Source organism: Polaromonas sp. C04, assembly GCF_002002705.1.
In the GTDB taxonomy this organism is placed as follows: Bacteria; Pseudomonadota; Gammaproteobacteria; order Burkholderiales; family Burkholderiaceae_C; genus Rhodoferax_A.
This window is the reverse complement of the sequence record NZ_MUNS01000031.1, coordinates 73,673-97,361: the sequence shown is the minus strand read 5'-3', so window position 1 is coordinate 97,361 and position 23,689 is coordinate 73,673. Positions and strand designations below refer to the sequence as shown.

Sequence of the window (23,689 nt, the reverse complement as noted above, 5' to 3'; positions counted from 1 at the left end):
GACTGAATCTGGCTGCGCGGGCCTGAGACAATCGGGCATGACCGATTTCGCAAGCAATAAATCAAGCTACCCCGCCGACTGGCTGCTGGTCGAATCGCTCGACATGGAGGCCCAGGGCGTAGCCCACAAGCCCGACGGCAAGGTCGTGTTCATCGAAGGGGCGCTGCCGTTCGAACTGGTGACGGCCAACGTCAACCGCAAGAAGAGCAGCTTCGAGCAGGCCACGGTCTCGGCCATCCACCGCGAATCATCGCAGCGCGTCAAGCCCGCCTGCCCTCATTTTGGCTTGCACGAAGGCGCCTGCGGCGGCTGCAAGATGCAGCATCTGCATATCGGTGCGCAGGTGGCCGTGAAGCAGCGCGTGCTGGAAGACAATCTGTGGCACCTTGGCAAGGTCAAGCCCGACAACATCCTGCGCCCGATCGAGGGGCCGGCGTGGGGCTACCGCTACCGGGCACGGCTCTCGGTGCGCCATGTTCGCAAGAAAGACGCCGTGCTGGTGGGGTTTCATGAGCGCAAGAGCCGTTACGTGGCCGACATGCTGGAATGCCACGTCCTGCCGCCACGGGTCAGCGCGCTGCTGCTGCCGCTGCGCGGGCTGATTGGCGCGATGCAGGCGCGCGAGGCCTGCCCGCAAATCGAACTGGCGATGGGCGATAGGGGCGGTGGCGATGACGACGTGATTGCGCTGGTGCTGCGGCACCTGGAGCCGCTGGGCGCCGCGGATATCGACCTGCTGCAAGCCTTTGCGAGCGCCCATCGGGGCGTGCAGTGGTGGCTGCAGCCCGGCGGCCCGCAAACGGCACATTTGCTGCACGAGGGGGGCGCCCAACTGGCCTACACCTTGCCCGAGTTCGGCATCACCATGCCGTTCAAGCCGACTGACTTCACGCAGGTCAATCCGGCCATCAACCGCGTGCTGGTGAGCCGTGCACTGCGCCTGCTGGATGCGCAAAGGCACGAGCGCGTGATTGACTGGTTTTGCGGACTGGGCAATTTCTCGCTGCCGCTGGCGACCCAGGCCGGCGCGGTGCTGGGCGTCGAGGGCAGCGAAACCCTGGTGGCGCGCGCCCGTCAAAATTTTGAGCTAAATCGGGCTGCAGCCCTTGAAGGTTCTTCGCTATCAGCTACTGAATTTGTAGCGCGCAACCTGTTCGAGATGACGCCGGCGCTGCTCATGGCGGACGGCGCGGCCGACAAATGGCTGGTGGACCCGCCGCGTGAAGGCGCGTTTGCACTGTTCAAGGCGCTGGCCGATTTGCAGCAGCGGCCCGAACTGCGCGGCGGATGGATGCCGCCCACGCGCATCGTCTATGTCAGCTGCAACCCGGCCACGCTGGCGCGCGACGCCAACGTGCTGGTGCACCTGGCCGGGTATCGCTGTGCGGCGGCGGGGGTGGTCAACATGTTCCCGCATACGGCGCACGTGGAGAGCATGGCGGTGTTCGAGCTGGCATAAAAAAAGGGCTGCGCAGGCAGCCCTTTTTTGAAGTGGCGGGAGGAGCGTCTCAGTCGCGCTGGCCGCCAAAGATGCCCAACAGCGCCAGCAGGCTCTGGAACACGTTGAACAGGTCCAGGTACAAGGCCAGCGTGGCGCTGATGTAGTTGGTCTCGCCGCCGTCGAGGATGCGCTTGAGGTCGTACAGCATGAAGGCGCTGAAGATCCCGATGGCGGCCACCGAGACGGCCATCATGCCGGCCGTGGAGCCGACAAAGATGTTGATGACAGCGCCGATCATCAGCACCACGGCACCGACGAACAGCCATTTGCCCAGTCCGGACAAGTCGCGCTTGATGACGCTGGCCACGCTGGCCATCACGAAAAACACGCCGGCCGTGCCGCCAAAGGCCGTCATGATCAGCTCGGGGCCGTTCTTGAAACCCAGAATGGCCGCAATCATGCGCGACAGCATCAGGCCCATGAAGAAGGTAAAGCCCAGCAGGATGGGCACGCCGGCCGCCGAGTTTTTGGTCTTCTCGACGGCGAACATCAGGCCGAAGGCGCCGACCATAAACACCATCAGGCCCATGCCGCCGGTCAGCGAGCGGGTGATGCCGGTGGCGACGCCGAGCCAGGCGCCCAGCACGGTCGGGACCAGACTCAATGCCAGCAGCCAGTAGGTGTTGCGCATCACCCTGTTGCGCTGCTCGGGTGAGACGGCGTAGCCGTAGCCCGCACCCTGTCCAACGGTTCGCACTTGATCAATCATGGTTTTGACTCCTTCAACACTGTACATACAGATAGTGTCATTCTAGGGTGATTCAAGGGCTCGCCACGAATGCCGCATGCAACGCTTCCTATTTTCTGTAAGGTTACTTTTCGCTACGCTGCTCCGGCAAACCAGAGCACAGCCGTTATGCTTGGAAGTTCGATCACTGTTATCCGTGAAATCATGAAAAACAAACCTGTTCTGGAACTCGCCGACATCAAGAAAATCGCCGCCGCCGCGGAAGCCGAGGCGCTGCGAAACAACTGGGCCGTGAGCATTGCGATCGTGGATGACGGCGGCCACTTGCTGTGGCTGCAGCGGCTGGATGGCGCGGCGCCCATTTCCGCCCATATTGCGCCGGCCAAGGCGCATACCGCAGCGCTGGGGCGCCGTGACAGCAAGGTCTACGAAGACATGATCAATGGCGGGCGTGCGTCGTTCCTGAGCGTGCCCGGGCTGCAGGGCCTGCTTGAAGGGGGCGTGCCGGCCATGAAAGACGGACAGTGCCTGGGTGCCGTCGGGGTCAGTGGCGTCAAGTCCAGTGAGGATGTGCAGGTCGCTCGGGCCGGTCTGGCGGCCATCGGCCTGTAAATCTGTCTGGCCGGCGACGGTTGTGGAGTTTGCCTGCGGCAGCGGCCGGCAAAGCCCCTGATCCACTCGTTGGCAATGTCGCTCAGCCTGTTGGTGAGCATTAAGATGCATAAAATATGAATCTATAAAATGCCCATCATTCGCGCAGGGTGGGGCTCCGGGTACTGTAATACTGGGTTGCCGGAGTTTTAGTTGCAATGTGTATGGTTTGGAGGTACTGAATGGCTCTCGCTGAACAAGCCGCACCCCTGGTGCAGGCGCTGGATGGCCAATATCGACATGGGTTTTTTACCGATGTCGAATCGGACTCGTTGCCTCCAGGGCTGGACGAGGATATCGTGCGGGCCATTTCCCTGCGCAAGCGCGAACCCGAGTTTTTGCTGAAGCGGCGCCTGGAGGCTTTTGCACACTGGCGCACCATGCCGCTGCCCGAGTGGGGCAAGCTGCGTGTCGAGCCGATCGATTTCCAGGCCTTGTGCTACTACTCGGCACCGAAGTCTCTCAAAGATGGGCCGAAGAGCCTGGCCGATGTGGATCCCAAGCTGCTGGAGACCTACGAAAAACTCAACGTCCCGCTGCACGAGCGCGCCCGCCTGGCCGGCGTGGCGGTGGATGCGGTATTTGATTCCGTGTCGGTGGGCACCACGTTCCGCGAGCAACTGGCCGAGGTCGGGGTGATCTTCTGCTCGTTCTCGCACGCGGTCGAGCACCATCCCGAACTGATCGAGCGTTATCTGGGATCGGTGGTGCCATTGGGCGACAACTTCTACGCCGCGCTGAACTCCGCCGTGTTCTCCGATGGCTCGTTTGTGTATATCCCCAAGGGCGTGCGCTGCCCGATGGAGCTGTCGTCGTACTTCCGCATCAACGCGCCCAACACGGGGCAGTTCGAGCGCACCTTGATCATTGCCGAAGCCGGCAGCCACGTCAGCTATCTGGAAGGCTGCACGGCGCCCCAGCGCGATGAAAACCAGCTGCACGCGGCGGTGGTGGAACTGGTCGCGCACGACGATGCCCACATCAAATATTCAACGGTGCAAAACTGGTATCCCGGCGACGAGAACGGGCGCGGCGGCATCTATAACTTTGTGACCAAGCGCGGCCTGTGCGCCGGCAAACGCTCGCATATCGCGTGGACGCAGATCGAAACCGGCTCGGCCATCACCTGGAAATACCCCAGCGTGGTGCTGCGCGGCGATGATTCCAGCGGCGAGTTCTATTCCATCGCAGTGTCCAATCACTACCAGCAGGCCGACACCGGCACCAAGATGATTCACTTGGGGCGCAACACGCGCAGCCGCATTGTGTCCAAGGGCATCAGCGCCGGCCATGCGCACAACAGCTACCGCGGGCTGGTGCGCGTCGCGCCGACCGCTGCCGGCGCACGCAATCACACCCAATGCGATTCGCTCCTGATCGGCCCGCACTGCGGCGCGCATACCTTCCCCTACGTCGAGGCGGCCCGGGACGACGCGGTGGTCGAGCACGAGGCGACCACCACACGCATCTCCGAGGAGCGCCTGTTTTATTGCCAGCAGCGCGGCATCGATCCGCAGGAGGCCACCTCGCTGATTGTGGGTGGCTTTTGCCAGGCAGTGCTCGAAGAGCTGCCGATGGAATTTGCACTCGAGGCCAAGGCCTTGCTGGCCGTGTCGCTCGAAGGTGCCGTCGGATGATGAATGAACCAAGGAAAACCATGAAGAAACCATCGGAACCACTGTTGGAGGTGCGTGATCTGCGCGTCGATGTGGGGGAGCAAAACGTCCTCAAGTCGGTGTCGTTGGCCGTGCCGGCTGGCGCGCTGGTGGTGCTGATGGGCGCCAATGGCAGCGGCAAGAGCACGCTGGGCCTGACACTGGCCGGCCACCCGCGCTACAAGGTGGTGTCGGGCGAGGCGTGCTTTGGCGGGCAGGATCTGCTGCCGCTGAGCCCCGAGGCGCGCGCACGCGCCGGCCTGTTTGTGTCGTTTCAGGCGCCGCCCGATATTCCGGGTGTGAAGAACGGGCTGTTCATCCGCAGCGCGCTCAACGCGGTGCGCGAATCACGCAGCGAGTCGCCGCTGGATGCGTTCGACTTTCTGGCGAGTGCCCGCACCGCGGCCGCCGAATTGGGCCTGCCCGATGCAATGCTGAACCGGCCCGTCAACGACGGCTTTTCGGGCGGCGAGCGCAAGCGCAACGAACTGCTGCAACTGGCGCTGCTCAAGCCCCGGCTGGCGCTGCTCGACGAGATCGATTCGGGCATGGACGTCGATGGCGTGCGTGCCGTGGTCCGGCTGGTGCAGTCGCTGCGCGCGCAGGGCACGGCCTTTGTTGTGGTCTCGCACTATCTGCAGTTGATCGAGTCGCTGGAGCCCGATTCGGTGCATCGGCTCGATCAGGGTGCCATTGTCGAGGACGGTGGACTGGCGCTGGCGCGCGACATCGCGCGCACCGGCTTTGTGCGGACCCCGGCGTTGGCGGAGGCATGAACGCATGAATCACGCGCGCGCTGAAGGTTTGACCGCCAGGGAGCGACTGGCTTCGATCGGCTGGATTCCGGGCCGGTCCGAATATTTTCGCCATTTGCCGCCGCCCGGCATGGAGGTATGGCTGGGTGACGGCGGCGAGATGTCCGCTGCCGATCCATTGGCGAAGGAGTCTGTCGATGCCGGCTGGGTGCTGGAGCCGCTCGGTACCGCACGTCAGGGCCTTGTCGAGGCCCAATGGCTCGATGCGGCGGATGCCACGCAGCGCAGCCGGCTGTTTGCGGGGATTGCCGCGCCGGGCGACAGCGATGCCGATCGCTTTGCATGGGCGCATCAGGCCATGTGCCGCCGCGGGCTGCGCCTGCGCATTGGCGGTGGTGCAAAGGCGGGTACGGATGGCGGGCCAGGCGAGACCGTCTCGTTGGTGCTGCGACGCCAGGCGCAAGCAGCCCTTGAAGCGCCCACGCTGGTGATCGACGTGCTGCCTGGCATGCACTGCGTGCTGCTCGAGACGCATGAACGCGGGGCGTCCATGGAGGCCGTCGTGCAGAACCTCGATGTTCACATCACGCTGGGCGCGGGCGCCAGCTTGCAGCATCTGCGCGTGGCCACGCCGGGGCGGGATGACCGTCTCGTGCACCGCGTGCATGCCCGCCTGGGCCGTGGCGCCCGCTACGATCAGGCGCTCATCGCCAGCGGCAGCAATTACCACCTGCAGCGCACCGAACTCGATCTGCATGCCGCGCAGGGCTCGGCGCGCACCGGCGGCGCACTCTTCGCGGCGGGCACGGCGCTGGAACAGCAGGTCGAGGTGCTGCATCGCGGCGCGGACACGACCAGCGACGTCGAGGCCCTCGTGCTGGCCAGCGGCAAGGCGCGCGGCGTTGTGAACGCCTACAGCCGCATTGCGGCCGGTGCGGACGAGGCGTCCGTACGCCAGCGGCTCAGCGGAATCCCCACGGACGGCCAGCCCCGGCTGGTGCTGCGTCCGCATCTCGAAATCAACCACGACAAGGTGCAGGCGGTGCATGGCGCGACCTGGGGCGCGCTGCCCGAGGATGCGCTGTTCTACGCCCGCCAGCGCGGCCTGAGTGAGAGCAGTGCGCGCGCCTTGATCATTCAGGGATTGCTGACGGCGCTGCTCGAACGCAGCCTGGGCGACCCCGTTGCGCTGGAGACACTGGGCGTGCATGCGCTGCTGGGCACCGCGGTGGCCCGCTATCTGGCCGCAGGCAAGGAGTTGTCGCATGCGTGAGTCATCCATCCTGCAGGAGGGCGAACTGGAGCGCCTGCGTGCACAGTTCCCCGTGCTGGCACAGCGTATCCATGATGCACCGCTGGCCTACCTCGACAATGCGGCGACGACTCAGGTGCCGCAATCGGTGCTCGCTGCAATGAACGGCTTTGAGCAGCATGACCGGGCCAACATCCATCGCGGTGTCCACACGCTCAGCCAGCGTGCGACCGACGCGTACGAGCGCGCCCGGGCCGGCGTCAAGCGCTTCGTCGGCGCTGACGCGTCGCACGAATTGATCTTCACGTCCGGCACCACGGAGGCGCTGAATATGGTGGCGCAGGGGCTCTCGGTGAGCGGCGAAGCGCCAGCCGTGATACGCCCCGGCGACGAGATCATTGTGAGCGGCCTAGAGCATCACGCCAACCTCGTGCCGTGGCAGCAGGCGGCACGCCGCAGCGGCGCTACCTTGCGCATCCTGATGCCCGATGCCCAGGGGAGTGTTCATGCCGATGATTTGAAACGACTGCTGTCGCCGCGCACCCGCGTGTTCGCGCTCACCGCATGCTCCAACGCCACGGGCTACCGCCCGCCCTATGAAGCCCTGCTGGCGCTGGCCGCCGACACCGGTGCGTTGACCGTGCTCGACGCAGCGCAGGCCGTGGGCCACAGCGCGCTCCAGTTGAGTACCCTGGCGTGCGACTTCATGGCGTTTTCGGCGCACAAAATGTACGGCCCCATGGGCATGGGCGCGCTGGTCGGGCGCCGCGCCGCGCTGGAGCGGCTGGTGCCGCTGCGCTTTGGCGGCGACATGGTGGACTGGGTCACGTTGGAGGGCGCCGGGTTTACCGGCTTGCCCGCGAGGCTCGAAGGCGGCACGCCGCACGTCGCCGGCACCGTCGGCATGGCCGCTGCCGCGGCGTTCATCACGGCCGTCGGGCATGACCGGTTGGAGCAGCACCTGGGCGCATTGCGCGAACATGCTGCAAAAGGCCTGCAGCGCATCGACGGTATCCGGGTGCTCTCACCCGACGCCGAGTCATCGGCCATTGTTTCGTTCGTGGCCAGTGATGTGCATCCGCACGACATCGGAACCCTGCTGGACGAAGACGGCATTGCCGTGCGCACCGGCCATCACTGCGCCCAGCCGTTGCTCGATCACCTGGGTGTCGGACCGACCACGCGGGCCTCGTTTGCCGTCTACAACACCCACGACGAGGTGGAGCGTTTGCTGGCCGGCGTCTCGCGTGCACTGAAGGTGTTTCGATGAGCGCCGACACCGATCTGTACCAGGAGGTCGTGGTCGAGCACAAACGCTCGCCGCGCAACTTCGGCCTGCTTGCCACGTGGACGCATCAGGCCCGCGGCAGGAACCCGCAGTGCGGCGATGACCTCAGCGTGCAGTTGCAGGTCGAGCAGGACCAGATCCGCGACATCCGTTTCCATGGGCAGGGCTGTGCCATTTGTATTGCATCTGCGTCGATGATGACCGAGGCGGTGCGGGGCGGTAGCGTGGGTGCCGCGCAGCAGCTGCAGCAGCGGTTTCGCGCCGTGATGACAGGGCAGCAGGAGCCCGATGACGCCTACCTTGGCAAACTGATCAGCCTGGCCGCGGTGCGGCGCTATCCGAGCCGCATCAAGTGCGCACTGCTCGGCTGGCACGCACTGGCGCACGCGCTGGGCGATACCCCCGAAAGCGGCGACGAGCCCGAGCAGCCCGAACTGGACAGTGCGCCACAAACAAAGGTGCCGCAATGAGGCGCAACCGCGAAACCGTGCTGGTCCGGCGCCCGGTCTGGGTCGAGTTGATTCCCGACGGCACCCGGTTCGAGCTGATGCCAGATACCATGGCCGAGATCACGCAGGCGCTCGGCTCCTCCATCACGCTGTATGTCGAGGGACGCCTGGTGCGTCTGCAGGGCGACGATGCCGATGCCATCGGCAAGACACCGCCTGCGGTTCCGTCGCTCGCGGCGGACGCCAGCACCGACGACGTGCGCGCACTGGTCTGGGAAACCCTCAAGACCTGCTATGACCCCGAGATTCCGGTTGACATCGTCGAGTTGGGGCTGGTCTACGTCTGCGACGTGCTGCCGCTGCATGACGACCAGCTACGGGTCTCGATCAAGATGACATTGACGGCACCCGGCTGCGGCATGGGCGAGAGCATCGCCCAGGAAGTACGCCAGAAGCTGCTGCGGCTGCCGCGCGTGGAGGAGGTCGATGTCGAGGTGGTCTTCGATCCGCCGTGGTCGCGTTCGATGATGTCCGAGGCTGCGGAATTGAGTCTCGGGCTGTAGCAAAACCGGGTCGAAAAAACTATTTGGTCAGGATCAGCTTGCCCAGCCGGGTGGCCTGCAGCCGATAGATCACGCCGTTGTGGTTGATCTCCACGGTTCTTTCACCCCTGAACAGGTCGGCGCTCTCCATGGCGCGTGGCGCTCGCCTGCGGGCGCCTCCGTCGGCCTCTTGCGCAAGCGCGCCAGCGTCTAAACGGAGTGCCCGGCTGGTGTCGGGTTCGTCGATAGGCGCGTGGGGCATGGCCGATAAGCTCACGGCTGCTTGGGCGGCTCGGTAATGAACCCGATCTTCTTGATACCTGCCTGCTGGGCCGCGGCCATCGCCTGCGCCACGCGCTCGTAGCGCACGGCCTTGTCACCGCTGATATGCAACTCCGGCTGCGGCGTCTTGAGGGCCGCCGTCTTGAGCAGCACGGCCAGGTTCCTGTCGTCCGTGGGGCTGTTGTTCCAGAAGTAGTTACCTTGCGCATCCACGCTCAGGCGCACGGTTTCGGGCTTGGGGTCCAGTCGCTGGCTGCTGGCGCGTGGCAAGTCAATATTGACCGAGTTCTTCATCACCGGCACGGTAATGATGAAGATGATCAGCAGCACCAGCATCACATCGACCATCGGTGTCACATTGATCTCGTTCATCACCTCGTCGGTGTCGTCCTGGGTTCCGAAGGCCATGGGTCAATTCCTTGTGAATGCGCAAAACGTGCAGGCGGGCCTCAAGCCTTTTTCATCACAACGATGTTGCTGTCGCCGCTGCTGGACACCCGGGCACCCGTCACAAAGTAGGCGTGCAGGTCGTGCGTGAAGCTGCTGAGCTTGATCAGGATGAATTTGTTGCCGCGCACCAGGGCGTTGTAGCCCAGCACCGCCGGAATCGCGACGGCCAGTCCGAGCGCCGTCATGATCAGCGACTCGCCCACCGGGCCCGCGACCTGGTCGATACTGGCCTGGCCGGCCGAACCGATGCTGAGCAGGGCGTGGTAGATGCCCCAGACCGTGCCAAACAGGCCCACAAACGGGGCGGTGGAGCCGACTGACGCCAGAACGGCCAGTCCGGATTGCAGCTTGGCGGAGAATTCATCGATGGTGTTGCGCAGGCAGCGCGAGACCCAGTCGCTCACATCCAGCGTGTCATGCAGATGGGCCTTGGTGTTGCGGTGGTGCGCAGTGGCCTCGCGGCCTTCCAGTGCGAGTTGGCGGAAAGGGTTGTCGGCATCGGCGCCCAGCTTGGTCAAACCCGCCGCAAAGTCTTCGCTGTGCCAGAAATCGGCCGCCTTGATGGCGAGTTTCTTGTACTTGATGACGTCCAGCGCCTTGATGATGATGACGATCCAGGATGCCAGCGACATGACCAGCAGCAGCACCGCGGTGGCCTTGATGACGAGGTCACCCTGGGTCCAGATGTGGGCAAGGCCGAATTGGGATTCCATAACAACTCCAGAAATTTATTCGAGAACAAAATTGATCGGCACGTTGAACCACATGGCTTCGGCGACGCCACCGCGTTTGCCGGGGACATAGCGCCACTTCAGCACCGTGTCCAGCGCCACGCGGTCGAGCCGGTCGAAGCCGCTGGACTGCTTCAGTTCGGCTTTTTGCGCCAGCCCGTCGATGCCGATCAGCACGCGCACGATGACCTTGCCTTGCTCGCCCAGGCGTTTGCTGATGGGCGGGTAGGGCGGTTTGGGGTTTTGCAGGTAGTCGGCGTTGCTGGACGGGAGCTCGACCTTGGCCGGTGCCGGCGGCGCGACGGGCGCGGCAGGGGCTTCCATGACCGGCGCTGGCGGTGCCGGCGGCTGGGGCGTGGTCACCCCGACGGGCGCCGCTGGCGCCGGTGTGGGGTCGGCGATGGCGACGGGTTGTGGCGCCGGGCGTGGCCGAACGACGGGTTTGGCGACTGGCTGCTTCACGGGGGGCGGAGCAGGCAGCACGACCGGCTTGGGAAGATCGACCTTTGGCGCGGGAGGTTCTATCAGCTGGGACAGCATTTCAACCGGCACCACGATCTCTGCGGCCCGGTGCAACAGGCCGGCTTGCAGCGCCCACAGCGCCGCAATGTGGAACAGCACCACGCCGGCGGCAATGAGGGTGTTACGGCTCAGACCGGCAGCAAAAGGGCGTGTGGCAGACAGGGTCATGGTGGACGGGTTGGACGGGTTCCCGGCTGCAAAGTTTCGCCGGGCCGGGTGTTGTCGCTATTTGCGCAAAACCCACCAGACCGAGCCGACAACCAGAATCAGGCTGGCGCCGAGTGTTGCGAGGAATTCCATGCGCGGCCTCAGAGGCTTGCGGAGGCCCGCGTGCCGGCTGGCGCGCCGCAGTCGTCGCGGTTCAATGCTGCAACGGGGTGCGAGGCGTTGCACTGCGCCACCACGTCGCGGGCGCAACCTTCGCACTGGCCGCACTGGGTGGCCACACCGAGTTCGAGTTGAATCTCGTCAAAACCCATTCCGGCCCGCGCGTAGCGGGCGATTTCGCGGTCCGAGATCCGGTGGCATACACAAACAATCATGGCGACAGGCGGTCAGTGGCTGACGGTTGAAGATGAGTGATTATAAATACGAATCCGTCTCATTTGCAACGACGAAAATGTAAAGGCGTATTGCAAACTCTGGAAACGGGGCCCTGTCATCCGTGCGGGTGATGTCACCGGTGCTTGATGAACCTGATCTTGACTGGTTTTGTTGTGGCGGCGGTCGGCGCCGCCCCGCTGCTGCAGCCGCTGCAACCGGAGCCACAGCCGCCTTTTTGCTGCGCCCAGCCCTGCAGCCGGCGCGACGAACGCAAGTGGGGCGACATGGCCATCAAGGCGGTGGCGAAACGCCGCTTCAAGCTGGCGGGCGCCAGGGTCCACGCGGCGTAAACGGTGCAACACGCCACCATGACATAGACCAGCAGCGACTGCAAAACGGTGCCCATCATGAGGTCAGCGCCAGCGCGACGCGGTAGGTGATAAACGAGGCCGCATAGGCCAGCGCAAACAGATACCCAGCCATCAAGAGCGGGTAGCGCCACGAGTTGGTTTCACGTTTGACCACGGCCAGTGTCGAAATGCACTGCGGCGCAAACACGTACCAGGCCAGCAGCGAGTACGCCGTGGCCAGCGACCAGCTCTGCACGATCAGCGGCACCAGCGCCTTGGCCGTCTCTTCGCCCGTGGCGGACAGCGCGTACACCGTGCCGAGCGCGCCCACCGCCACTTCGCGTGCCGCCATGCCCGGCACCAGCGCGATGGAAATCTGCCAGTTGAAACCGATCGGCGCAAACACCACTTCCAGCGCCCGGCCAATCATGCCGGCAAAGCTGTACTGGATGGCCGGGCCCGTCACGCCCGCGGGCGGGCTGGGGAAGGTCGACAGGAACCACAACACCACCATCAGCGAAAAAATGATGGTCCCCACGCGCTGCAGGAAGATTTGCGCACGCTGCCACAGGCCCAGCACCAGGTTGCGCAGGTTGGGCACGCGGTACGGCGGCAACTCGAGCATCAGCGGCTGGTAGTTGCTCTTGAGCCAGATGCGCTTGAAGACCCAGGCGACGCCCATGGCCGACACGATGCCGGCGGCGTAGAGCACGAACAGGGTGATGCCCTGCAGGTTGAACCCGCCGACCTCGCGTTTCGGCACAAAGGCGCTGATCAGCAGCGCGTACAGCGGCAGGCGCGCCGAGCAGGTCATCAAGGGCGCAATCATGATGGTGGACAGCCGGTCGCGCCAGTTCGGGATGGTGCGCGTGGCCATGATGCCCGGAATGGCACACGCGAAGCTCGACAGCAGCGGGATGAAGGCGCGGCCCGACAGGCCGACCTTGCCCATCAGGTTGTCCAGCAGGAAGGCCGCGCGCGGCAGGTAGCCCGAGTCTTCGAGCAGCAGGATGAAAAAGAACAGGATCAGGATCTGCGGCAAAAACACCAGCACGCTGCCCACGCCCGCCACCACACCGTCCACCAGCAGGCTCTGCAGCATGCCGGGCGGCATGTGCCGCTGGATCAGGGTGCCCACGCCGGTGACCCCGTTCTGGATCAGCGCCATCGGCAGATTCGCCCAGGAAAACACCGCCTGGAAGATCAGGAACAGCACCACGCCCAGCAGGAGCAGGCCCAGCACCGGGTGCATCACGACCGAATCAATGCCGTGGTTGAAGCGCTTGATCTGGCCGGCATTGGGCACCGCTGCCGCCAGAATCGATCTGACCTGCGCTTGCAGCGCCGCCGGTGTCAAAGGCGGGTGTGCTACATCTTTAGTAGCTGCTTGCGCAGGCTGGGTATGGGCTTGAGGCCTTAAACCATCGTAAACGTCGGTCAGGAATGCGGCCTGCGCCGCCTGCAGCAGGGCTTCGCGGCCGTTGTCACGGGAGCGGCCCAGCCAATTGCTGATCCAGTTGGCCTTGACCGCCACCGTCTCTACCACGGGCATACCCAGTTCGCTTGATAGCCGGGCGACGTCGATCTGCAGGCCCTGCGCGCGTGCCACGTCGATCATGTTCAGCGCCAGCACCATGGGGCGGCCCAGCGCGCGCAACTGCAGCACCAGGCGCAGGTTCATGCGCAGGTTGGTGGCATCCACCACGGCGATGATGCCGTCGGGCCGGGTCTCTCCGGCGCGCCGGCCCATCACCACGTCGTGCGTCACGGCCTCGTCGGTGCTGGCCGGGTTCAGGCTGTAGGCGCCGGGCAGGTCCAGGATGGAGACTTCGCGGCCGTCGGGCAGGCGCGTAAACCCCTCTTTGCGCTCGATTGTCACGCCCGCGTAGTTGGCCACCTTCTGGCGTGCGCCGGTGAGCAGATTGAACAGCGCGGTCTTGCCGCAATTCGGATTGCCGACCAGGGCGATACGCAGGGCGATGCCCGGCGGCATCTGGGTGGCGGCGTTCATGCTGCTGGAATCACCCGGATGCAACTGGCCTCGAGGCGGCGCAGCGCAAACACCGTGTCGCCCACCTGGACGGCGATCGGTTCGCGCCCACCGGGCCCGCGATGCAGTACGCTGACGGTCTCGCCCACGATGAAACCCAGCTCCGCCAACCGCGCCGCGACGCCGGTGGACTTGGCCCGGCCATCGGGCTCCGCCAGCCCCGTGATGGTGGCGACGAGATGAGCCGCCAGGTCGGCCACCGACAAGGTGTCCAAACCCACCGCGAGTTGGGGCGCAGTCGGCGACGCGACAAAGGGTGCGGCTAAATCTGAAACTGCTGCGCGATACATGAGGTGGCTTCTATCCGCCGCGGACAGGTTGTTGAGTATGAGAATCGTTATTATTCAATTTTATTCTCATCGAGTCAACGTGGCGTGACATGGGTCCGCGCGCTGGGAGCGGCCCTCACTGCTATCGCGTGCGGCTTGGGGCAGGGTGTTTCAGCCGGCTTCGCCCATCTGCGATTGCAGGTAGTTTTGCAGCCCGACCTTGCCGAGCAGTTCAATCTGGGTTTCCAGGTAATCGATGTGCTCTTCGGTATCGTTCAGGATGTCCTGCAGCAGGTCGCGCGAGACATAGTCCCGCACGCTTTCGCAGTGCGCCATGCCGGCCTTGACGGTGGCCTGCGCGCCCTGTTCGGACTGCAGGTCGCAGGCCAGGATTTCGGGCACATCCTCGCCCACCAGCAGCTTGGCCAGGTCCTGCAGGTTGGGCAGGCCGTCGAGCACGAAGATGCGGTCCATCAGCCGGTCGGCGTGCTTCATCTCGCCCATGGACTCCTCGTATTCCTTCTTCGCCAGCTTGTCCAGCCCCCAGTGCTTGAGCATGCGGTAGTGCAGGAAGTACTGGTTGATGGCGGTGAGTTCGTTTTTGAGCTGCGCTTGCAGGTATTCGATGACTTTGGCGTCGCCTTTCATGGCGTTCTCCTGTAAGGGTTGAGAAATGGGTATCGAGTCGATTGTGCGGTGCCCGCGCGACTTGCACAACCGCAGGCGCGTGCCGCGTTCAATACGTCAGCCGCTCCGGCTGGAGTTCCTGCAGGATGGTCGTGGCGATTTCTTCGATCGACTTGGTGGTGGTGGACAGCCAGCGGATGCCGGCGCGCCGCATCATGGCTTCGGCTTCGCTGACTTCCATGCGGCAGTTCTCGATCGAGGCGTAGCGCGAATTCGGGCGGCGTTCGTTGCGAATCTCGCTCAGTCGTTCGGGCTCGATGCTCAGGCCGAAAATCTTCTTGCGGTGTGGCATTAGCGCAGGCGGCAGCTGGCGGCGCTCGAAGTCCTCCGGGATCAAGGGGTAGTTGGACGCCTTGAGCCCGTATTGCATGGACAGGTACAGCGAGGTCGGTGTCTTGCCGCTGCGGCTCACGCCGACCAGAATTACATCCGATTTTTCCAGGTCGCGGTTCGACTGCCCGTCGTCGTGCGCCAGGCTGAAATTGATGGCTTCAATGCGATCGTGGTAGGCCTTGCTCTGGCTGACATCGCTGAAGCGGCCAATGCGGTGGTTGGATTTCAGGCCCAGCTCGATCTCCAGCGGTCGCACAAAAGTGCCAAACATGTCCAGCAGCATGCCCTGGCAACCCTGCTGGATCACACTGAGCACCTCCATGCTCACCAGCGTCGTGAACACGATGGGTTTCTGGCCTTCGATTTCCGTCGTGTGGTTGATCTGGCGCACCGCCTGGTGCGCCTTGTCCACCGTGTCGGTGAAGGGCAGGCGCACGTGGCGCGGTTTCATCTCGAACTGCGCCAGGATGGCGTTGCCGAAGGTCTCCGCCGTGATGCCCGTGCCATCGGAGATGAAAAAAACGGTGCGGGTGGGCATGGTCGACACGGATTTAGGGCTTTCAGCGGTTGGCGATGGCGGGGCGCCTGACGGGGGCAGGCCGGCGCCTACAATGGCGCCAATTATTTGAATTCTCCCATGCACGGCACCGACCCACTACAAGAAAAGCAAAGTCGCGCTGTTTGCATGAGCGTCGCGGGGGCGCTTGTGCGCGCAACGCGTCACGCAGACCCGGTTTTAACTTCTGGAGCTTTCCCATGTCTGCGCTTTTCGATAAGACCGCCCTGGTCGTACCGTTTGAAAACCTGAGAATGACCGACGTCGAGGCGGTTGGCGGCAAAAACGCCAGTCTCGGCGAGATGATCTCGCAACTGCCCACCGGCGTGCGCGTTCCCACCGGCTTTGCCACCACGGCGCACGCGTTTCGCGAGTTCCTCCAGTTTGACGGACTGGCCGAACGCATCAGCGCGCAACTGGCCACGCTGGATACGGAAGATGTGCGCGCGCTGGCCGGCGCCGGCGCCGGGATTCGCGCGATGATCGAGGCCCAGCCGTTTCCGGCCGGCCTGGAAAAAGCCATCCGCGATGCGTTCGCCGCCTTGAGCGCCGGCAACCCGGCTGCTTCGTTTGCGGTGCGCTCGTCGGCCACCGCCGAAGACCTGCCCGACGCATCCTTTGCCGGGCAGCAGGAGACCTTCCTCAACGTGGTGGGCATCGACGACGTGCTGCACAAGATGCGCGAGGTGTTCGCCTCGCTCTACAATGATCGCGCCATCAGCTACCGCGTGCACAAGGGCTTTGCCCACGCCGACGTGGCGCTTTCCGCCGGCGTGCAGCGCATGGTGCGCTCCGATCTGGGCGCGGCCGGTGTGATGTTCACCCTCGATACCGAATCCGGTTTTGAGGACGTGGTGTTCATCACTTCCAGTTATGGCCTGGGCGAGACCGTGGTGCAGGGCGCCGTGAACCCGGACGAGTTTTATGTGCACAAACCCATGCTGCGGGCCGGCAAGCAAGCCGTGATCCGCCGCGCCCTGGGCTCCAAGTTGATCCAGATGGTGTTTGCGACGCCTGAGGAAAAGGCGGCCACGGGCAAGCTCATCAAGACGGTGGACGTGCCCGCCGAGCAGCGCAACCGCTATTCTTTGAGCGATGCAGACGTGCAGCAGCTGGCGCATTACGCGCTGGTGATCGAGCAGCACTATGGCCGGCCCATGGATATCGAGTGGGGCAAGGACGGGACCGACGGCCAGCTCTACATCCTGCAGGCGCGGCCCGAGACCGTGAAGAGCCAGCAGGGCGACAAGGCCGAGCTGCGCTACAAGCTCAAGGGTCAGCAGGGGCAAGGCCGCACCGTTCTGGCCGAGGGGCGCGCCATCGGCCAGAAAATCGGCACGGGCCGGGTCCGGCTGGTGCATGGCATCAGCGAGATGGACCAGGTGCAGACCGGCGACATCCTGGTCACCGACATGACCGACCCGAATTGGGAGCCCGTGATGAAGCGTGCCAGCGCCATCGTGACGAACCGCGGCGGGCGCACCTGCCACGCGGCCATCATTGCGCGCGAACTGGGCATTCCGGCCGTGGTCGGCTGTGGCGACGCCACGGATCTGCTCAAGGACAGCACGCTGGTGACCGTGAGCTGTGCCGAGGGCGACACCGGTTTTATTTACGATGGCCTGCTGGAGACCGAGGTGACCGAGGTGCAGCGCGGCGCCATGCCCGAGATCAAGACCAAGATCATGATGAACGTGGGCAACCCGCAGCTGGCGTTCGATTTCTGCCAGTTGCCCAACCATGGCGTGGGGCTGGCACGGCTCGAATTCATCATCAACAACAACATTGGCGTGCACCCCAAGGCCATCCTGGACTACCCGAACGTCGATGCCGACCTGAAAAAAGCCGTGGAGTCGGTGGCGCGCGGCCATGCCTCCCCGCGGGCCTTCTACGTGGACAAGGTGGCCGAAGGCGTGGCCACCATCGCGGCGGCGTTCTGGCCCAAGCCGGTGATCGTGCGCCTGTCAGACTTCAAATCCAACGAATACCGCAAGCTGATCGGCGGCTCACGCTACGAGCCCGAAGAGGAAAACCCCATGCTCGGTTTTCGCGGTGCGGCGCGCTACATCAGCGACGACTTCCGCGAGGCGTTTGCGATGGAGTGCGAAGCACTCAAGCGTGTCCGCAACGACATGGGCCTGACGAATGTGCAGGTCATGGTGCCGTTTGTACGCACGCTGGGCCAGGCCGAGAAGGTGACCACACTGCTGGCCCAGCACGGCCTCAAGCGCGGCGAATCGGGCGAGGCAGCGCTCAAGGTCATCATGATGTGCGAGGTGCCCAGCAACGCCATCCTGGCCGACGAATTTTTGCAGTATTTCGATGGTTTCTCGATTGGCTCGAACGACCTGACCCAGCTTACGCTGGGGCTGGACCGTGACTCGGGCCTGGAGTTGCTGGCGGCCGATTTCGACGAACGCGACCCCGCCGTCAAGGCGCTGCTGGTTCGTGCGATTGCGGCCTGCAAGGCGCAAGGCAAGTACATCGGGATTTGTGGCCAGGGGCCCAGCGACCATCCCGACCTGGCCAAATGGCTGGCCGATCAGGGCATCGCCTCCATCTCGCTGAATCCGGACAGCGTGATCGCCACCTGGAAGCAACTGGCCGGGTTGTAGCAAATACCCTGAGTGTCCCGGCCGGGCCCCGATGGCATGATTGAAAGCTCATGCCAAACCAGACTCTGCCAAGCCCCGCAGGACCCCCCGTCACGGCGGGCTTTGGCAGGCTGCGCGCCGCCTTGTTGCTGGTCTGGGGCGTGGCGTCTTTCGGGATGGTCTTTTTTGCGCGCGACCTGCAGGCCGTTGTAGCCGGCTGGCCGTTCAACTTCTGGTTTTCCGCCCAAGGCGCCGTACTGGTTTTTATTGCGATACTGGCCTGCTACGCCTGGATCCGCAACCGCCAGGGCGGCGATCCCGCCAGTGTCATGGCCGACGGCGCTGTCTATAGGGACTACAAGCGCCGGCTGCACCGGATTCTGGCCACGTATGTGGCGTGTTTTCTCGTGTTTTTGCTGGTGATGGCACTGGCCGAAAAGGCCGGCTTGTCAAAGGCGTGGATTGGCGCCGTTTTTCTGCTGGCCACGGTCCTGTTTTATGCGGCCATCGGCATCTACTGCCGCACCGCCGACGCGGACGAATATTACGTGGCCGGCCGGCATGTCCCTGCCATGTACAACGGCATGGCCACGGCCGCCGACTGGATGAGCGCGGCGTCATTCATCAGTCTCGCGGGCGGTCTCTACCTGCAAGGGTTCTCGGGCACCGAAACCCAGCCCGGAGGCCTGGCCTACATCCTGGGGTGGACCGGCGGGTTCTGCCTGGTCGGCTTGCTGATCGCGCCGCATTTGCGCAAGCTCGAACTCTATACCGTCCCGGACTATTTTCGCGTGCGCTTTGGCGGCCGCTGGCCGCGCCTGATCGCGGCCTTTGCCGCCGTCCTTTGTTCGTTTACGTATGTGGTGGCGCAGATTTACGGTGTCGGGCTGATCACCTCGCGCCTGACCGGGGTGCAGTTCGAGATCGGGATCCTGTTGGGACTGGGCGGCGTGCTGGTGTGCTCGTTCCTGGGCGGCATGCGCGCGGTAACGTGGACACAGGTGTCGCAATACGTGATTTTGATGCTGGCCTTTTTGATCCCGGTGTCCTGGCTGGCCTACAAACAGCTGGGTAATCCGCTGGCGCCGCTGGTTTACGGTCAGCAGCTTGAAAAAATCACGGCGCTGGAGCACCAGCTTGCCAGGTCTCCCGCCGAGAGGGCCGTGATGGCCGAATACGCGCGCCGCGCCCGGGTCTATGAACTCAAATTGCAGGATGTGCAAGCGAGCCTGACGCGCGAGCGCGAAGCATTGCACGCCAGGCTGCAGTTGCTGCACGACCAGAAAACCGACGCCTCGCTGATATTTACCGCCAGTCGCCAGCTGTCGGCCTTGCCGAGAGATGCCGCGGCAGCGCGGGAGCTGTGGACCCGGGCCATGCAGGAGAATCTGGCGCGCGCCCAACCGCTGGGCGGCCTGCCACCGCATGCCCGGGCTTTTGCCGGGGATCCAGACGGCACGCCAGCGCAGAAACATGCCTTCCAGGTTTCACGCCTGAATTTTCTGGCGCTGATGTTCTGCCTGATGGTCGGCACGGCCGGCTTGCCGCACCTGCTGACCCGCTATTACACGACGCCCTCGGTGGCCGAGACACGGACCTCGGTGGCGTGGTCGCTGCTGTTTATTGCCCTGGTGTATGTGGCCATGCCAGCGCTGGCCGTGTTGGTCAAGTTCGAGGTGTTGAGCAAGCTGGTGGGGCACCCCTTCGATACCCTGCCCACCTGGATGGCGCAATGGACCCGGGTGGACCCGGCCCTGCTGTCGGTCAGCGATGTCAACGGCGACCACCTCCTGCAGTTTGGCGAGCTCAAGCTGGGTGCCGACATGGTGATGCTGGCCATGCCCGAGCTCGGCGGTTTGCCTTATGTCATTTCGGGCCTGGTCGCCGCCGGCGGGCTGGCGGCAGCGCTGTCGACCGCGGACGGTTTGCTGCTGACCATCGGCAACGCCCTGGCGCACGACACCTATGTGGGCCGCGTGAAGGACCATCGGGGCGCCATGCAGCGCGTCATGCTGTCCAAATTTGCATTGCTGCTGGTGGCGCTGGCGGCCGCCTATGTGGCAGCGCAGAAACCGGCCGATATCCTGTATCTGGTGTCGGCGTCGTTCTCGCTGGCGGCGGCCGCCTTTGTTCCGGCGATGGTTCTCGGGATTTTCTGGCGCCGCACAACCCGCCAGGGTGCCGTTGCCGGCATGCTGTCGGGCCTCGGCCTGACGATGTACTACATGGCCATCAACCTACCGGCCGTCAGAGCGGCACTCGGACTGCAGGGTGACGGCCTGTGGTTCAGCATCCAGCCCATTTCGGCCGGCGTATTTGGCGTGCCGGTGGGGGCCGCCGTGACTTGGGCGGTGAGCCTGCTTGCCAGGTCCGCGCCGCACCCGAGTCCGGCCGCCACCTGATCGTTTACAATACTAGGCTTTGCCTTGCCACACCGCTACCGACGCAGTGGGTGGCTTATCCCTTAAGGAGAATTTATGCGTCATTATGAAATCATCTTGATGATCCATCCGGATCAAAGTGAGCAGGTTCCGGCCATGCTGGAGCGTTACAAGGGCATGATTACCGCCGGTGGCGGCAAAGTGCATCGTGTTGAAGACTGGGGTCGCCGGCAGCTGACCTACATGATCAACAAGCTCGCCAAGGCCCACTACCTGTGTGTCAACATCGAAGCCGACCAGGCCGTGATGGCTGAGCTGGAACACGCGTTCAAGTTCAACGATGCCGTGTTGCGCCACCTGACGGTGCAGATGGACAAGGCGGAAACCGGCCCATCCTCGATGATGAAAACCGTCGAGCGCGAAGAAGCCCGCAAGACCCAGCAGGCGGAGTACGCGGCGCACGCAGCGCATTAAGCGCGTTTGCTGCTAGCGAGGCGTGAACCACGTTGTTTTGACGGCCTGTATCGCAGAGGTGAATGCCCTGCGCCACACGCCCGCCGGATTGCCCGCCCTGGACATGAGACTCGAACACGAGTCCAGCATCGAAGAGGCCGGTCAGATGAGGCAAGTCAAGATGGCGATCAAGGCAGTGGCCTTTGGTGCGATGGCCGAGAGAATCGGTCAGCAAACTATCGGCAGTGCCTGGAAGTTCACCGGCTTTTTGGCCAACGCGCGGGGCGGCAAACACATCGTGCTTCACGTGCTGGATTTTCAGCAAGATTAACGAATTCATAACCTTTTCCAAGGAGTCCATCATGCCCGGACCAAAACGTTTCAACAAAGACAAGCGCCCCAAGCGCAATACCCAGTCCCTGCTGTTCAAGCGCAAGCGCTTTTGCCGCTTCACCGTGACCGGTGTCAAGCAGATCGACTACAAGGACATCGACACGCTGCGTGACTTCATTGCCGAAAACGGCAAGATCATTCCGGCCCGCCTGACCGGCACGCGCGCGATTTTCCAGCGCCAGCTCAACACGGCCATCAAGCGCGCGCGCTTCCTGGCCATGCTGCCGTACAGCGACCAGCACCGCATCTAAGGGAGCCACGACCATGCAAATCATTCTGCTCGACAAAGTGGTGAACCTCGGCAACCTGGGCGAAATCGTCAAGGTCAAGGACGGCTACGCCCGCAACTTCCTGATTCCCAGCGGCCGCGCCCGGCGCGCCACGGAAGCTGCCAAGAAAGAATTCGAAGCCCGCCGCGCCGAGCTCGAAAAAGCCGCGGCCGCCAAGCTGGCCGAATCGCAGGCACAGGGCGAAAAGCTCGGCGGCACGACTGTCAAGCTGACGCAAAAGGCCGGCGTGGACGGTCGCCTGTTCGGCTCGGTGACGAACTTCGACATTGCCGAAGAGCTGAACAAGCAAGGCTACAAGGTCGCCAAGGCCCAGGTGCGCATGCCGGGCGGCCCCATCAAGGTGGTGGGCGACAGCACGGTCAGCGTAGCGCTGCACACCGACGTGGTGGTGGACATTACCGTCACGGTGTACGGCGAATCGGCTTGACCGTCGGCGCGCCCAGGGAAGGCCGCCTTCGGGTGGCTTTTCTTTTTGCGCCCGTTGTTTTACAGGGATAGTCACCGTTTATGCACCGGCCCCCCACAGCTTTGTGCACGGCCCGTTTTGACGTCCGCCATGGGCGGACGTAACATGCCTTTTTCTAGGAACCCCCCACCTGATGTCTGCCGTTTTCAGCGCCGTTGACGATGAGTATCCTGTCGATCGCCAGGTCGCCCAGCTGCGCATCCCGCCGCACTCCATCGAGGCGGAGTCCAGCGTGCTGGGCGGCCTGCTGCTGGACAACAGCGCCTGGGACCGTGTCGGCGACCTGCTCGCCGATGGCGACTTTTACCGCTACGAACACCGGCTGATTTACGCGGCCGTCGGCGGCCTGATCAACGCCACCCGGCCGGCCGACGTGATCACGGTCTACGAGCAGCTGCAGAACCTGGGCAAGGCCGAGGAAATCGGCGGCCTGGGTTACCTCAACTCGCTGGCCCAGTACGTGCCGAGCGCCAGCAACATCCGCCGCTACGCCGAGATCGTGCGCGAGCGCTCCATCCTGCGCAAGCTGGTGCGCGCCAGCGACGAAATTGCCACCAACGCGTTCAATACCCAGGGCAAGGCCGTCGACAAGATCCTGGACGAAGCCGAGCAAAAAATCTTCAACATCGGGGAAGAAGGCTCGCGCATGAAGCAGGGCTTCCAGGGCATGGACTCCCTGGTGGTCCAGCTGCTGGACCGCGTGCAGGAGATGGCCGACAACCCGAACGACATCACCGGGGTGCCCACCGGCTTTTACGACCTCGACCGCATGACCTCGGGCTTCCAGGCCGGCGACATGATCGTGCTGGCGGCGCGCCCGTCCATGGGCAAGACCGCGCTCGCGATCAACATCGCCGAGCACGTGGCGCTGCACGAGGAACTGCCGGTGGCGGTGTTCTCGATGGAAATGGGCGCGAGCCAGCTGGCGGTGCGTATCGTCGGCTCGATCGGGCGCATCGACCAGATGCACCTGCGCACCGGCAAGCTGACCGACGCCGAGTGGCCGCGCCTGACCGAGGCGATCGAGAAGCTGCGCAATATTTCGCTGCACATCGACGAGACGCCGGGCCTGACCGTCAGCGAGCTGCGCGCCAACGCCCGGCGCCTGGCCCGGCAGTGCGGCGGCAAGCTCGGCATGATCGTGGTGGATTACCTGCAGCTGATGAGCGTGTCCAGCAGCATGAGCGACGAGAACCGGGCGACCGCGGTGGGCGAAATCTCGCGTGGCCTGAAGATGCTCGCGAAGGAACTCGGCTGCCCGGTGATGGCGCTGTCGCAGCTCTCGCGCGGCGTGGAATCGCGCACCGACAAGCGTCCCATGATGAGCGACCTGCGCGAGTCCGGCGCCATCGAGCAGGACGCGGACGTGATCATGTTCATCTACCGCGACGACTACTACAACAAGGAGTCGAAGGAGCCGGGCGTTGCCGAGATCATCATCAGCAAGCAGCGCAACGGGCCCACCGGGACCGTCAAGCTGGCTTTCCTGAAAGAGCTCACCCGGTTCGAGAGCCTGGCTTCAGGCAGCAGCGATTTTTAAGAGAAAAGTGCCTGTAGC

26 protein-coding genes are annotated in these 23,689 nt (G+C 64.0%); 15 read left to right on the top strand and 11 right to left on the bottom strand.

Annotated features, from left to right (window positions below; all coding sequences use genetic code 11):
• The first annotated feature begins 37 nt into the window (after positions 1–37).
• Positions 38–1,459, top strand: coding sequence for a 23S rRNA (uracil(1939)-C(5))-methyltransferase RlmD (gene rlmD, locus B0E49_RS11315; RefSeq protein WP_077562312.1), 1,422 nt, complete (start codon positions 38–40; stop codon positions 1,457–1,459).
• 49 nt (positions 1,460–1,508) lie between these two features.
• Here rlmD and B0E49_RS11310 read toward each other — a convergent pair whose 3' ends face one another.
• Positions 1,509–2,210 (bottom strand): Bax inhibitor-1/YccA family protein, encoded by a 702-nt coding sequence (locus tag B0E49_RS11310; RefSeq protein WP_077562311.1) that lies wholly within the window; start codon positions 2,208–2,210, stop codon positions 1,509–1,511.
• Positions 2,211–2,393: 183 nt separating this feature from the next.
• Here B0E49_RS11310 and B0E49_RS11305 point away from each other — a divergent pair, with 183 nt between their 5' ends.
• The 7 genes from B0E49_RS11305 to sufT all read left to right on the top strand — a co-directional run bounded on the left by B0E49_RS11305 (position 2,394) and on the right by sufT (position 8,802).
• Positions 2,394–2,801, top strand: coding sequence for a GlcG/HbpS family heme-binding protein (locus tag B0E49_RS11305; RefSeq protein WP_077562310.1), 408 nt, complete (start codon positions 2,394–2,396; stop codon positions 2,799–2,801).
• A gap of 221 nt (positions 2,802–3,022) precedes the next feature.
• The gene (gene sufB, locus B0E49_RS11300) at positions 3,023–4,477 is read left to right on the top strand and encodes a Fe-S cluster assembly protein SufB (protein WP_077562309.1); all 1,455 of its coding nucleotides are present in this window, start codon (positions 3,023–3,025) and stop codon (positions 4,475–4,477) included.
• A gap of 20 nt (positions 4,478–4,497) precedes the next feature.
• Positions 4,498–5,271, top strand: coding sequence for a Fe-S cluster assembly ATPase SufC (gene sufC, locus B0E49_RS11295; RefSeq protein WP_077562308.1), 774 nt, complete (start codon positions 4,498–4,500; stop codon positions 5,269–5,271).
• 4 nt (positions 5,272–5,275) lie between these two features.
• Complete coding sequence (locus B0E49_RS11290; protein WP_077562307.1) at positions 5,276–6,523, top strand: SufD family Fe-S cluster assembly protein; 1,248 nt, start codon at positions 5,276–5,278, stop codon at positions 6,521–6,523.
• Positions 6,516–7,772 (top strand): aminotransferase class V-fold PLP-dependent enzyme, encoded by a 1,257-nt coding sequence (locus B0E49_RS11285; RefSeq protein ID WP_077562306.1) that lies wholly within the window; start codon positions 6,516–6,518, stop codon positions 7,770–7,772. The genes B0E49_RS11290 and B0E49_RS11285 overlap by 8 nt, the downstream gene beginning before the upstream one ends.
• Complete coding sequence (gene sufU / locus B0E49_RS11280; protein WP_077562305.1) at positions 7,769–8,260, top strand: Fe-S cluster assembly sulfur transfer protein SufU; 492 nt, start codon at positions 7,769–7,771, stop codon at positions 8,258–8,260. Before B0E49_RS11285 ends, sufU begins: the two co-directional genes overlap by 4 nt.
• Complete coding sequence (gene sufT / locus B0E49_RS11275; RefSeq protein ID WP_077562304.1) at positions 8,257–8,802, top strand: putative Fe-S cluster assembly protein SufT; 546 nt, start codon at positions 8,257–8,259, stop codon at positions 8,800–8,802. Before sufU ends, sufT begins: the two co-directional genes overlap by 4 nt.
• A gap of 19 nt (positions 8,803–8,821) precedes the next feature.
• On the opposite strand, the gene hemP is transcribed toward sufT, so the two are convergent.
• The 10 genes from hemP to ppsR all read right to left on the bottom strand — a co-directional run bounded on the left by hemP (position 8,822) and on the right by ppsR (position 15,536).
• Positions 8,822–9,043 carry a hemin uptake protein HemP gene (gene hemP, locus B0E49_RS11270; RefSeq protein WP_077562303.1) on the bottom strand — a complete coding sequence of 74 codons (222 nt, stop codon included), beginning with the start codon at positions 9,041–9,043 and terminating at the stop codon, positions 8,822–8,824.
• An 11-nt stretch (positions 9,044–9,054) separates the two neighbouring features.
• Positions 9,055–9,471 carry an ExbD/TolR family protein gene (locus tag B0E49_RS11265; protein WP_077562302.1) on the bottom strand — a complete coding sequence of 139 codons (417 nt, stop codon included), beginning with the start codon at positions 9,469–9,471 and terminating at the stop codon, positions 9,055–9,057.
• Positions 9,472–9,512: 41 nt separating this feature from the next.
• Positions 9,513–10,226 (bottom strand): MotA/TolQ/ExbB proton channel family protein, encoded by a 714-nt coding sequence (locus tag B0E49_RS11260; protein WP_077562301.1) that lies wholly within the window; start codon positions 10,224–10,226, stop codon positions 9,513–9,515.
• Positions 10,227–10,241: 15 nt separating this feature from the next.
• The gene (locus B0E49_RS11255) at positions 10,242–10,934 is read right to left on the bottom strand and encodes an energy transducer TonB (protein ID WP_144264532.1); all 693 of its coding nucleotides are present in this window, start codon (positions 10,932–10,934) and stop codon (positions 10,242–10,244) included.
• A 140-nt stretch (positions 10,935–11,074) separates the two neighbouring features.
• On the bottom strand, positions 11,075–11,308 hold the full coding sequence (locus tag B0E49_RS11250) for a (2Fe-2S)-binding protein (RefSeq protein WP_077562300.1): 234 nt from the start codon (positions 11,306–11,308) through the stop codon (positions 11,075–11,077).
• Between the two features lie 134 nt (positions 11,309–11,442).
• Positions 11,443–11,679: a hypothetical protein gene (locus tag B0E49_RS21015; protein WP_353647350.1), complete on the bottom strand. Its 237-nt coding sequence runs from the start codon at positions 11,677–11,679 to the stop codon at positions 11,443–11,445.
• Positions 11,680–11,714: 35 nt separating this feature from the next.
• Positions 11,715–13,670, bottom strand: coding sequence for a ferrous iron transport protein B (gene feoB / locus B0E49_RS11240; RefSeq protein ID WP_077562298.1), 1,956 nt, complete (start codon positions 13,668–13,670; stop codon positions 11,715–11,717).
• Positions 13,667–13,999 (bottom strand): FeoA family protein, encoded by a 333-nt coding sequence (locus B0E49_RS11235; protein WP_077562297.1) that lies wholly within the window; start codon positions 13,997–13,999, stop codon positions 13,667–13,669. Before B0E49_RS11235 ends, feoB begins: the two co-directional genes overlap by 4 nt.
• Before the next feature lie 150 nt (positions 14,000–14,149).
• Positions 14,150–14,626, bottom strand: coding sequence for a bacterioferritin (bfr, locus tag B0E49_RS11230; protein WP_077562296.1), 477 nt, complete (start codon positions 14,624–14,626; stop codon positions 14,150–14,152).
• Positions 14,627–14,714: 88 nt separating this feature from the next.
• Entirely contained in the window at positions 14,715–15,536 is an 822-nt protein-coding gene (ppsR, locus tag B0E49_RS11225; RefSeq protein ID WP_077562295.1) for a posphoenolpyruvate synthetase regulatory kinase/phosphorylase PpsR, read from the bottom strand.
• A 218-nt stretch (positions 15,537–15,754) separates the two neighbouring features.
• Between ppsR and ppsA the strand changes: the two genes are divergently transcribed.
• The 7 genes from ppsA to dnaB all read left to right on the top strand — a co-directional run bounded on the left by ppsA (position 15,755) and on the right by dnaB (position 23,671).
• Positions 15,755–18,169 carry a phosphoenolpyruvate synthase gene (ppsA, locus tag B0E49_RS11220; protein WP_077562294.1) on the top strand — a complete coding sequence of 805 codons (2,415 nt, stop codon included), beginning with the start codon at positions 15,755–15,757 and terminating at the stop codon, positions 18,167–18,169.
• A gap of 50 nt (positions 18,170–18,219) precedes the next feature.
• Positions 18,220–20,550, top strand: coding sequence for a VC_2705 family sodium/solute symporter (locus B0E49_RS11215; protein WP_077562293.1), 2,331 nt, complete (start codon positions 18,220–18,222; stop codon positions 20,548–20,550).
• A 75-nt stretch (positions 20,551–20,625) separates the two neighbouring features.
• Positions 20,626–21,003, top strand: a complete 378-nt coding sequence (gene rpsF / locus B0E49_RS11210; protein WP_077562292.1) for a 30S ribosomal protein S6 — start codon at positions 20,626–20,628, stop codon at positions 21,001–21,003.
• 22 nt (positions 21,004–21,025) lie between these two features.
• The gene (gene priB / locus B0E49_RS11205; protein WP_077562291.1) at positions 21,026–21,313 is read left to right on the top strand and encodes a primosomal replication protein N; all 288 of its coding nucleotides are present in this window, start codon (positions 21,026–21,028) and stop codon (positions 21,311–21,313) included.
• Positions 21,314–21,344: 31 nt separating this feature from the next.
• The gene (rpsR, locus tag B0E49_RS11200; RefSeq protein WP_077562290.1) at positions 21,345–21,626 is read left to right on the top strand and encodes a 30S ribosomal protein S18; all 282 of its coding nucleotides are present in this window, start codon (positions 21,345–21,347) and stop codon (positions 21,624–21,626) included.
• Positions 21,627–21,639: 13 nt separating this feature from the next.
• On the top strand, positions 21,640–22,092 hold the full coding sequence (rplI, locus tag B0E49_RS11195; RefSeq protein ID WP_077562289.1) for a 50S ribosomal protein L9: 453 nt from the start codon (positions 21,640–21,642) through the stop codon (positions 22,090–22,092).
• A 172-nt stretch (positions 22,093–22,264) separates the two neighbouring features.
• A complete protein-coding gene (dnaB, locus tag B0E49_RS11190; RefSeq protein ID WP_077562288.1) occupies positions 22,265–23,671 on the top strand; it encodes a replicative DNA helicase in 1,407 nt (468 codons plus the stop codon).
• Positions 23,672–23,689: the final 18 nt, after the last annotated feature.

Coding starts and splice junctions, on each gene's coding strand:
- rplI (WP_077562289.1), top strand. CDS start 21,640: ATGCAAATCATTCTGCTCGACAAAGTGGTGAACCTCGGCAACCTGGGC.
- sufC (WP_077562308.1), top strand. CDS start 4,498: ATGAAGAAACCATCGGAACCACTGTTGGAGGTGCGTGATCTGCGCGTC.
- ppsA (WP_077562294.1), top strand. CDS start 15,755: ATGTCTGCGCTTTTCGATAAGACCGCCCTGGTCGTACCGTTTGAAAAC.
- B0E49_RS11260 (WP_077562301.1), bottom strand. CDS start 10,226: ATGGAATCCCAATTCGGCCTTGCCCACATCTGGACCCAGGGTGACCTC.
- B0E49_RS21015 (WP_353647350.1), bottom strand. CDS start 11,679: ATGGTGGCGTGTTGCACCGTTTACGCCGCGTGGACCCTGGCGCCCGCC.
- rpsF (WP_077562292.1), top strand. CDS start 20,626: ATGCGTCATTATGAAATCATCTTGATGATCCATCCGGATCAAAGTGAG.
- sufU (WP_077562305.1), top strand. CDS start 7,769: ATGAGCGCCGACACCGATCTGTACCAGGAGGTCGTGGTCGAGCACAAA.
- B0E49_RS11235 (WP_077562297.1), bottom strand. CDS start 13,999: ATGTATCGCGCAGCAGTTTCAGATTTAGCCGCACCCTTTGTCGCGTCG.
- B0E49_RS11310 (WP_077562311.1), bottom strand. CDS start 2,210: ATGATTGATCAAGTGCGAACCGTTGGACAGGGTGCGGGCTACGGCTAC.
- B0E49_RS11290 (WP_077562307.1), top strand. CDS start 5,276: ATGAATCACGCGCGCGCTGAAGGTTTGACCGCCAGGGAGCGACTGGCT.
- rpsR (WP_077562290.1), top strand. CDS start 21,345: ATGCCCGGACCAAAACGTTTCAACAAAGACAAGCGCCCCAAGCGCAAT.
- B0E49_RS11255 (WP_144264532.1), bottom strand. CDS start 10,934: ATGACCCTGTCTGCCACACGCCCTTTTGCTGCCGGTCTGAGCCGTAAC.
- B0E49_RS11250 (WP_077562300.1), bottom strand. CDS start 11,308: ATGATTGTTTGTGTATGCCACCGGATCTCGGACCGCGAAATCGCCCGC.
- B0E49_RS11305 (WP_077562310.1), top strand. CDS start 2,394: ATGAAAAACAAACCTGTTCTGGAACTCGCCGACATCAAGAAAATCGCC.
- sufB (WP_077562309.1), top strand. CDS start 3,023: ATGGCTCTCGCTGAACAAGCCGCACCCCTGGTGCAGGCGCTGGATGGC.
- rlmD (WP_077562312.1), top strand. CDS start 38: ATGACCGATTTCGCAAGCAATAAATCAAGCTACCCCGCCGACTGGCTG.
- ppsR (WP_077562295.1), bottom strand. CDS start 15,536: ATGCCCACCCGCACCGTTTTTTTCATCTCCGATGGCACGGGCATCACG.
- feoB (WP_077562298.1), bottom strand. CDS start 13,670: ATGAACGCCGCCACCCAGATGCCGCCGGGCATCGCCCTGCGTATCGCC.
- hemP (WP_077562303.1), bottom strand. CDS start 9,043: ATGCCCCACGCGCCTATCGACGAACCCGACACCAGCCGGGCACTCCGT.
- bfr (WP_077562296.1), bottom strand. CDS start 14,626: ATGAAAGGCGACGCCAAAGTCATCGAATACCTGCAAGCGCAGCTCAAA.
- dnaB (WP_077562288.1), top strand. CDS start 22,265: ATGTCTGCCGTTTTCAGCGCCGTTGACGATGAGTATCCTGTCGATCGC.
- B0E49_RS11215 (WP_077562293.1), top strand. CDS start 18,220: ATGCCAAACCAGACTCTGCCAAGCCCCGCAGGACCCCCCGTCACGGCG.
- sufT (WP_077562304.1), top strand. CDS start 8,257: ATGAGGCGCAACCGCGAAACCGTGCTGGTCCGGCGCCCGGTCTGGGTC.
- B0E49_RS11265 (WP_077562302.1), bottom strand. CDS start 9,471: ATGGCCTTCGGAACCCAGGACGACACCGACGAGGTGATGAACGAGATC.
- B0E49_RS11285 (WP_077562306.1), top strand. CDS start 6,516: ATGCGTGAGTCATCCATCCTGCAGGAGGGCGAACTGGAGCGCCTGCGT.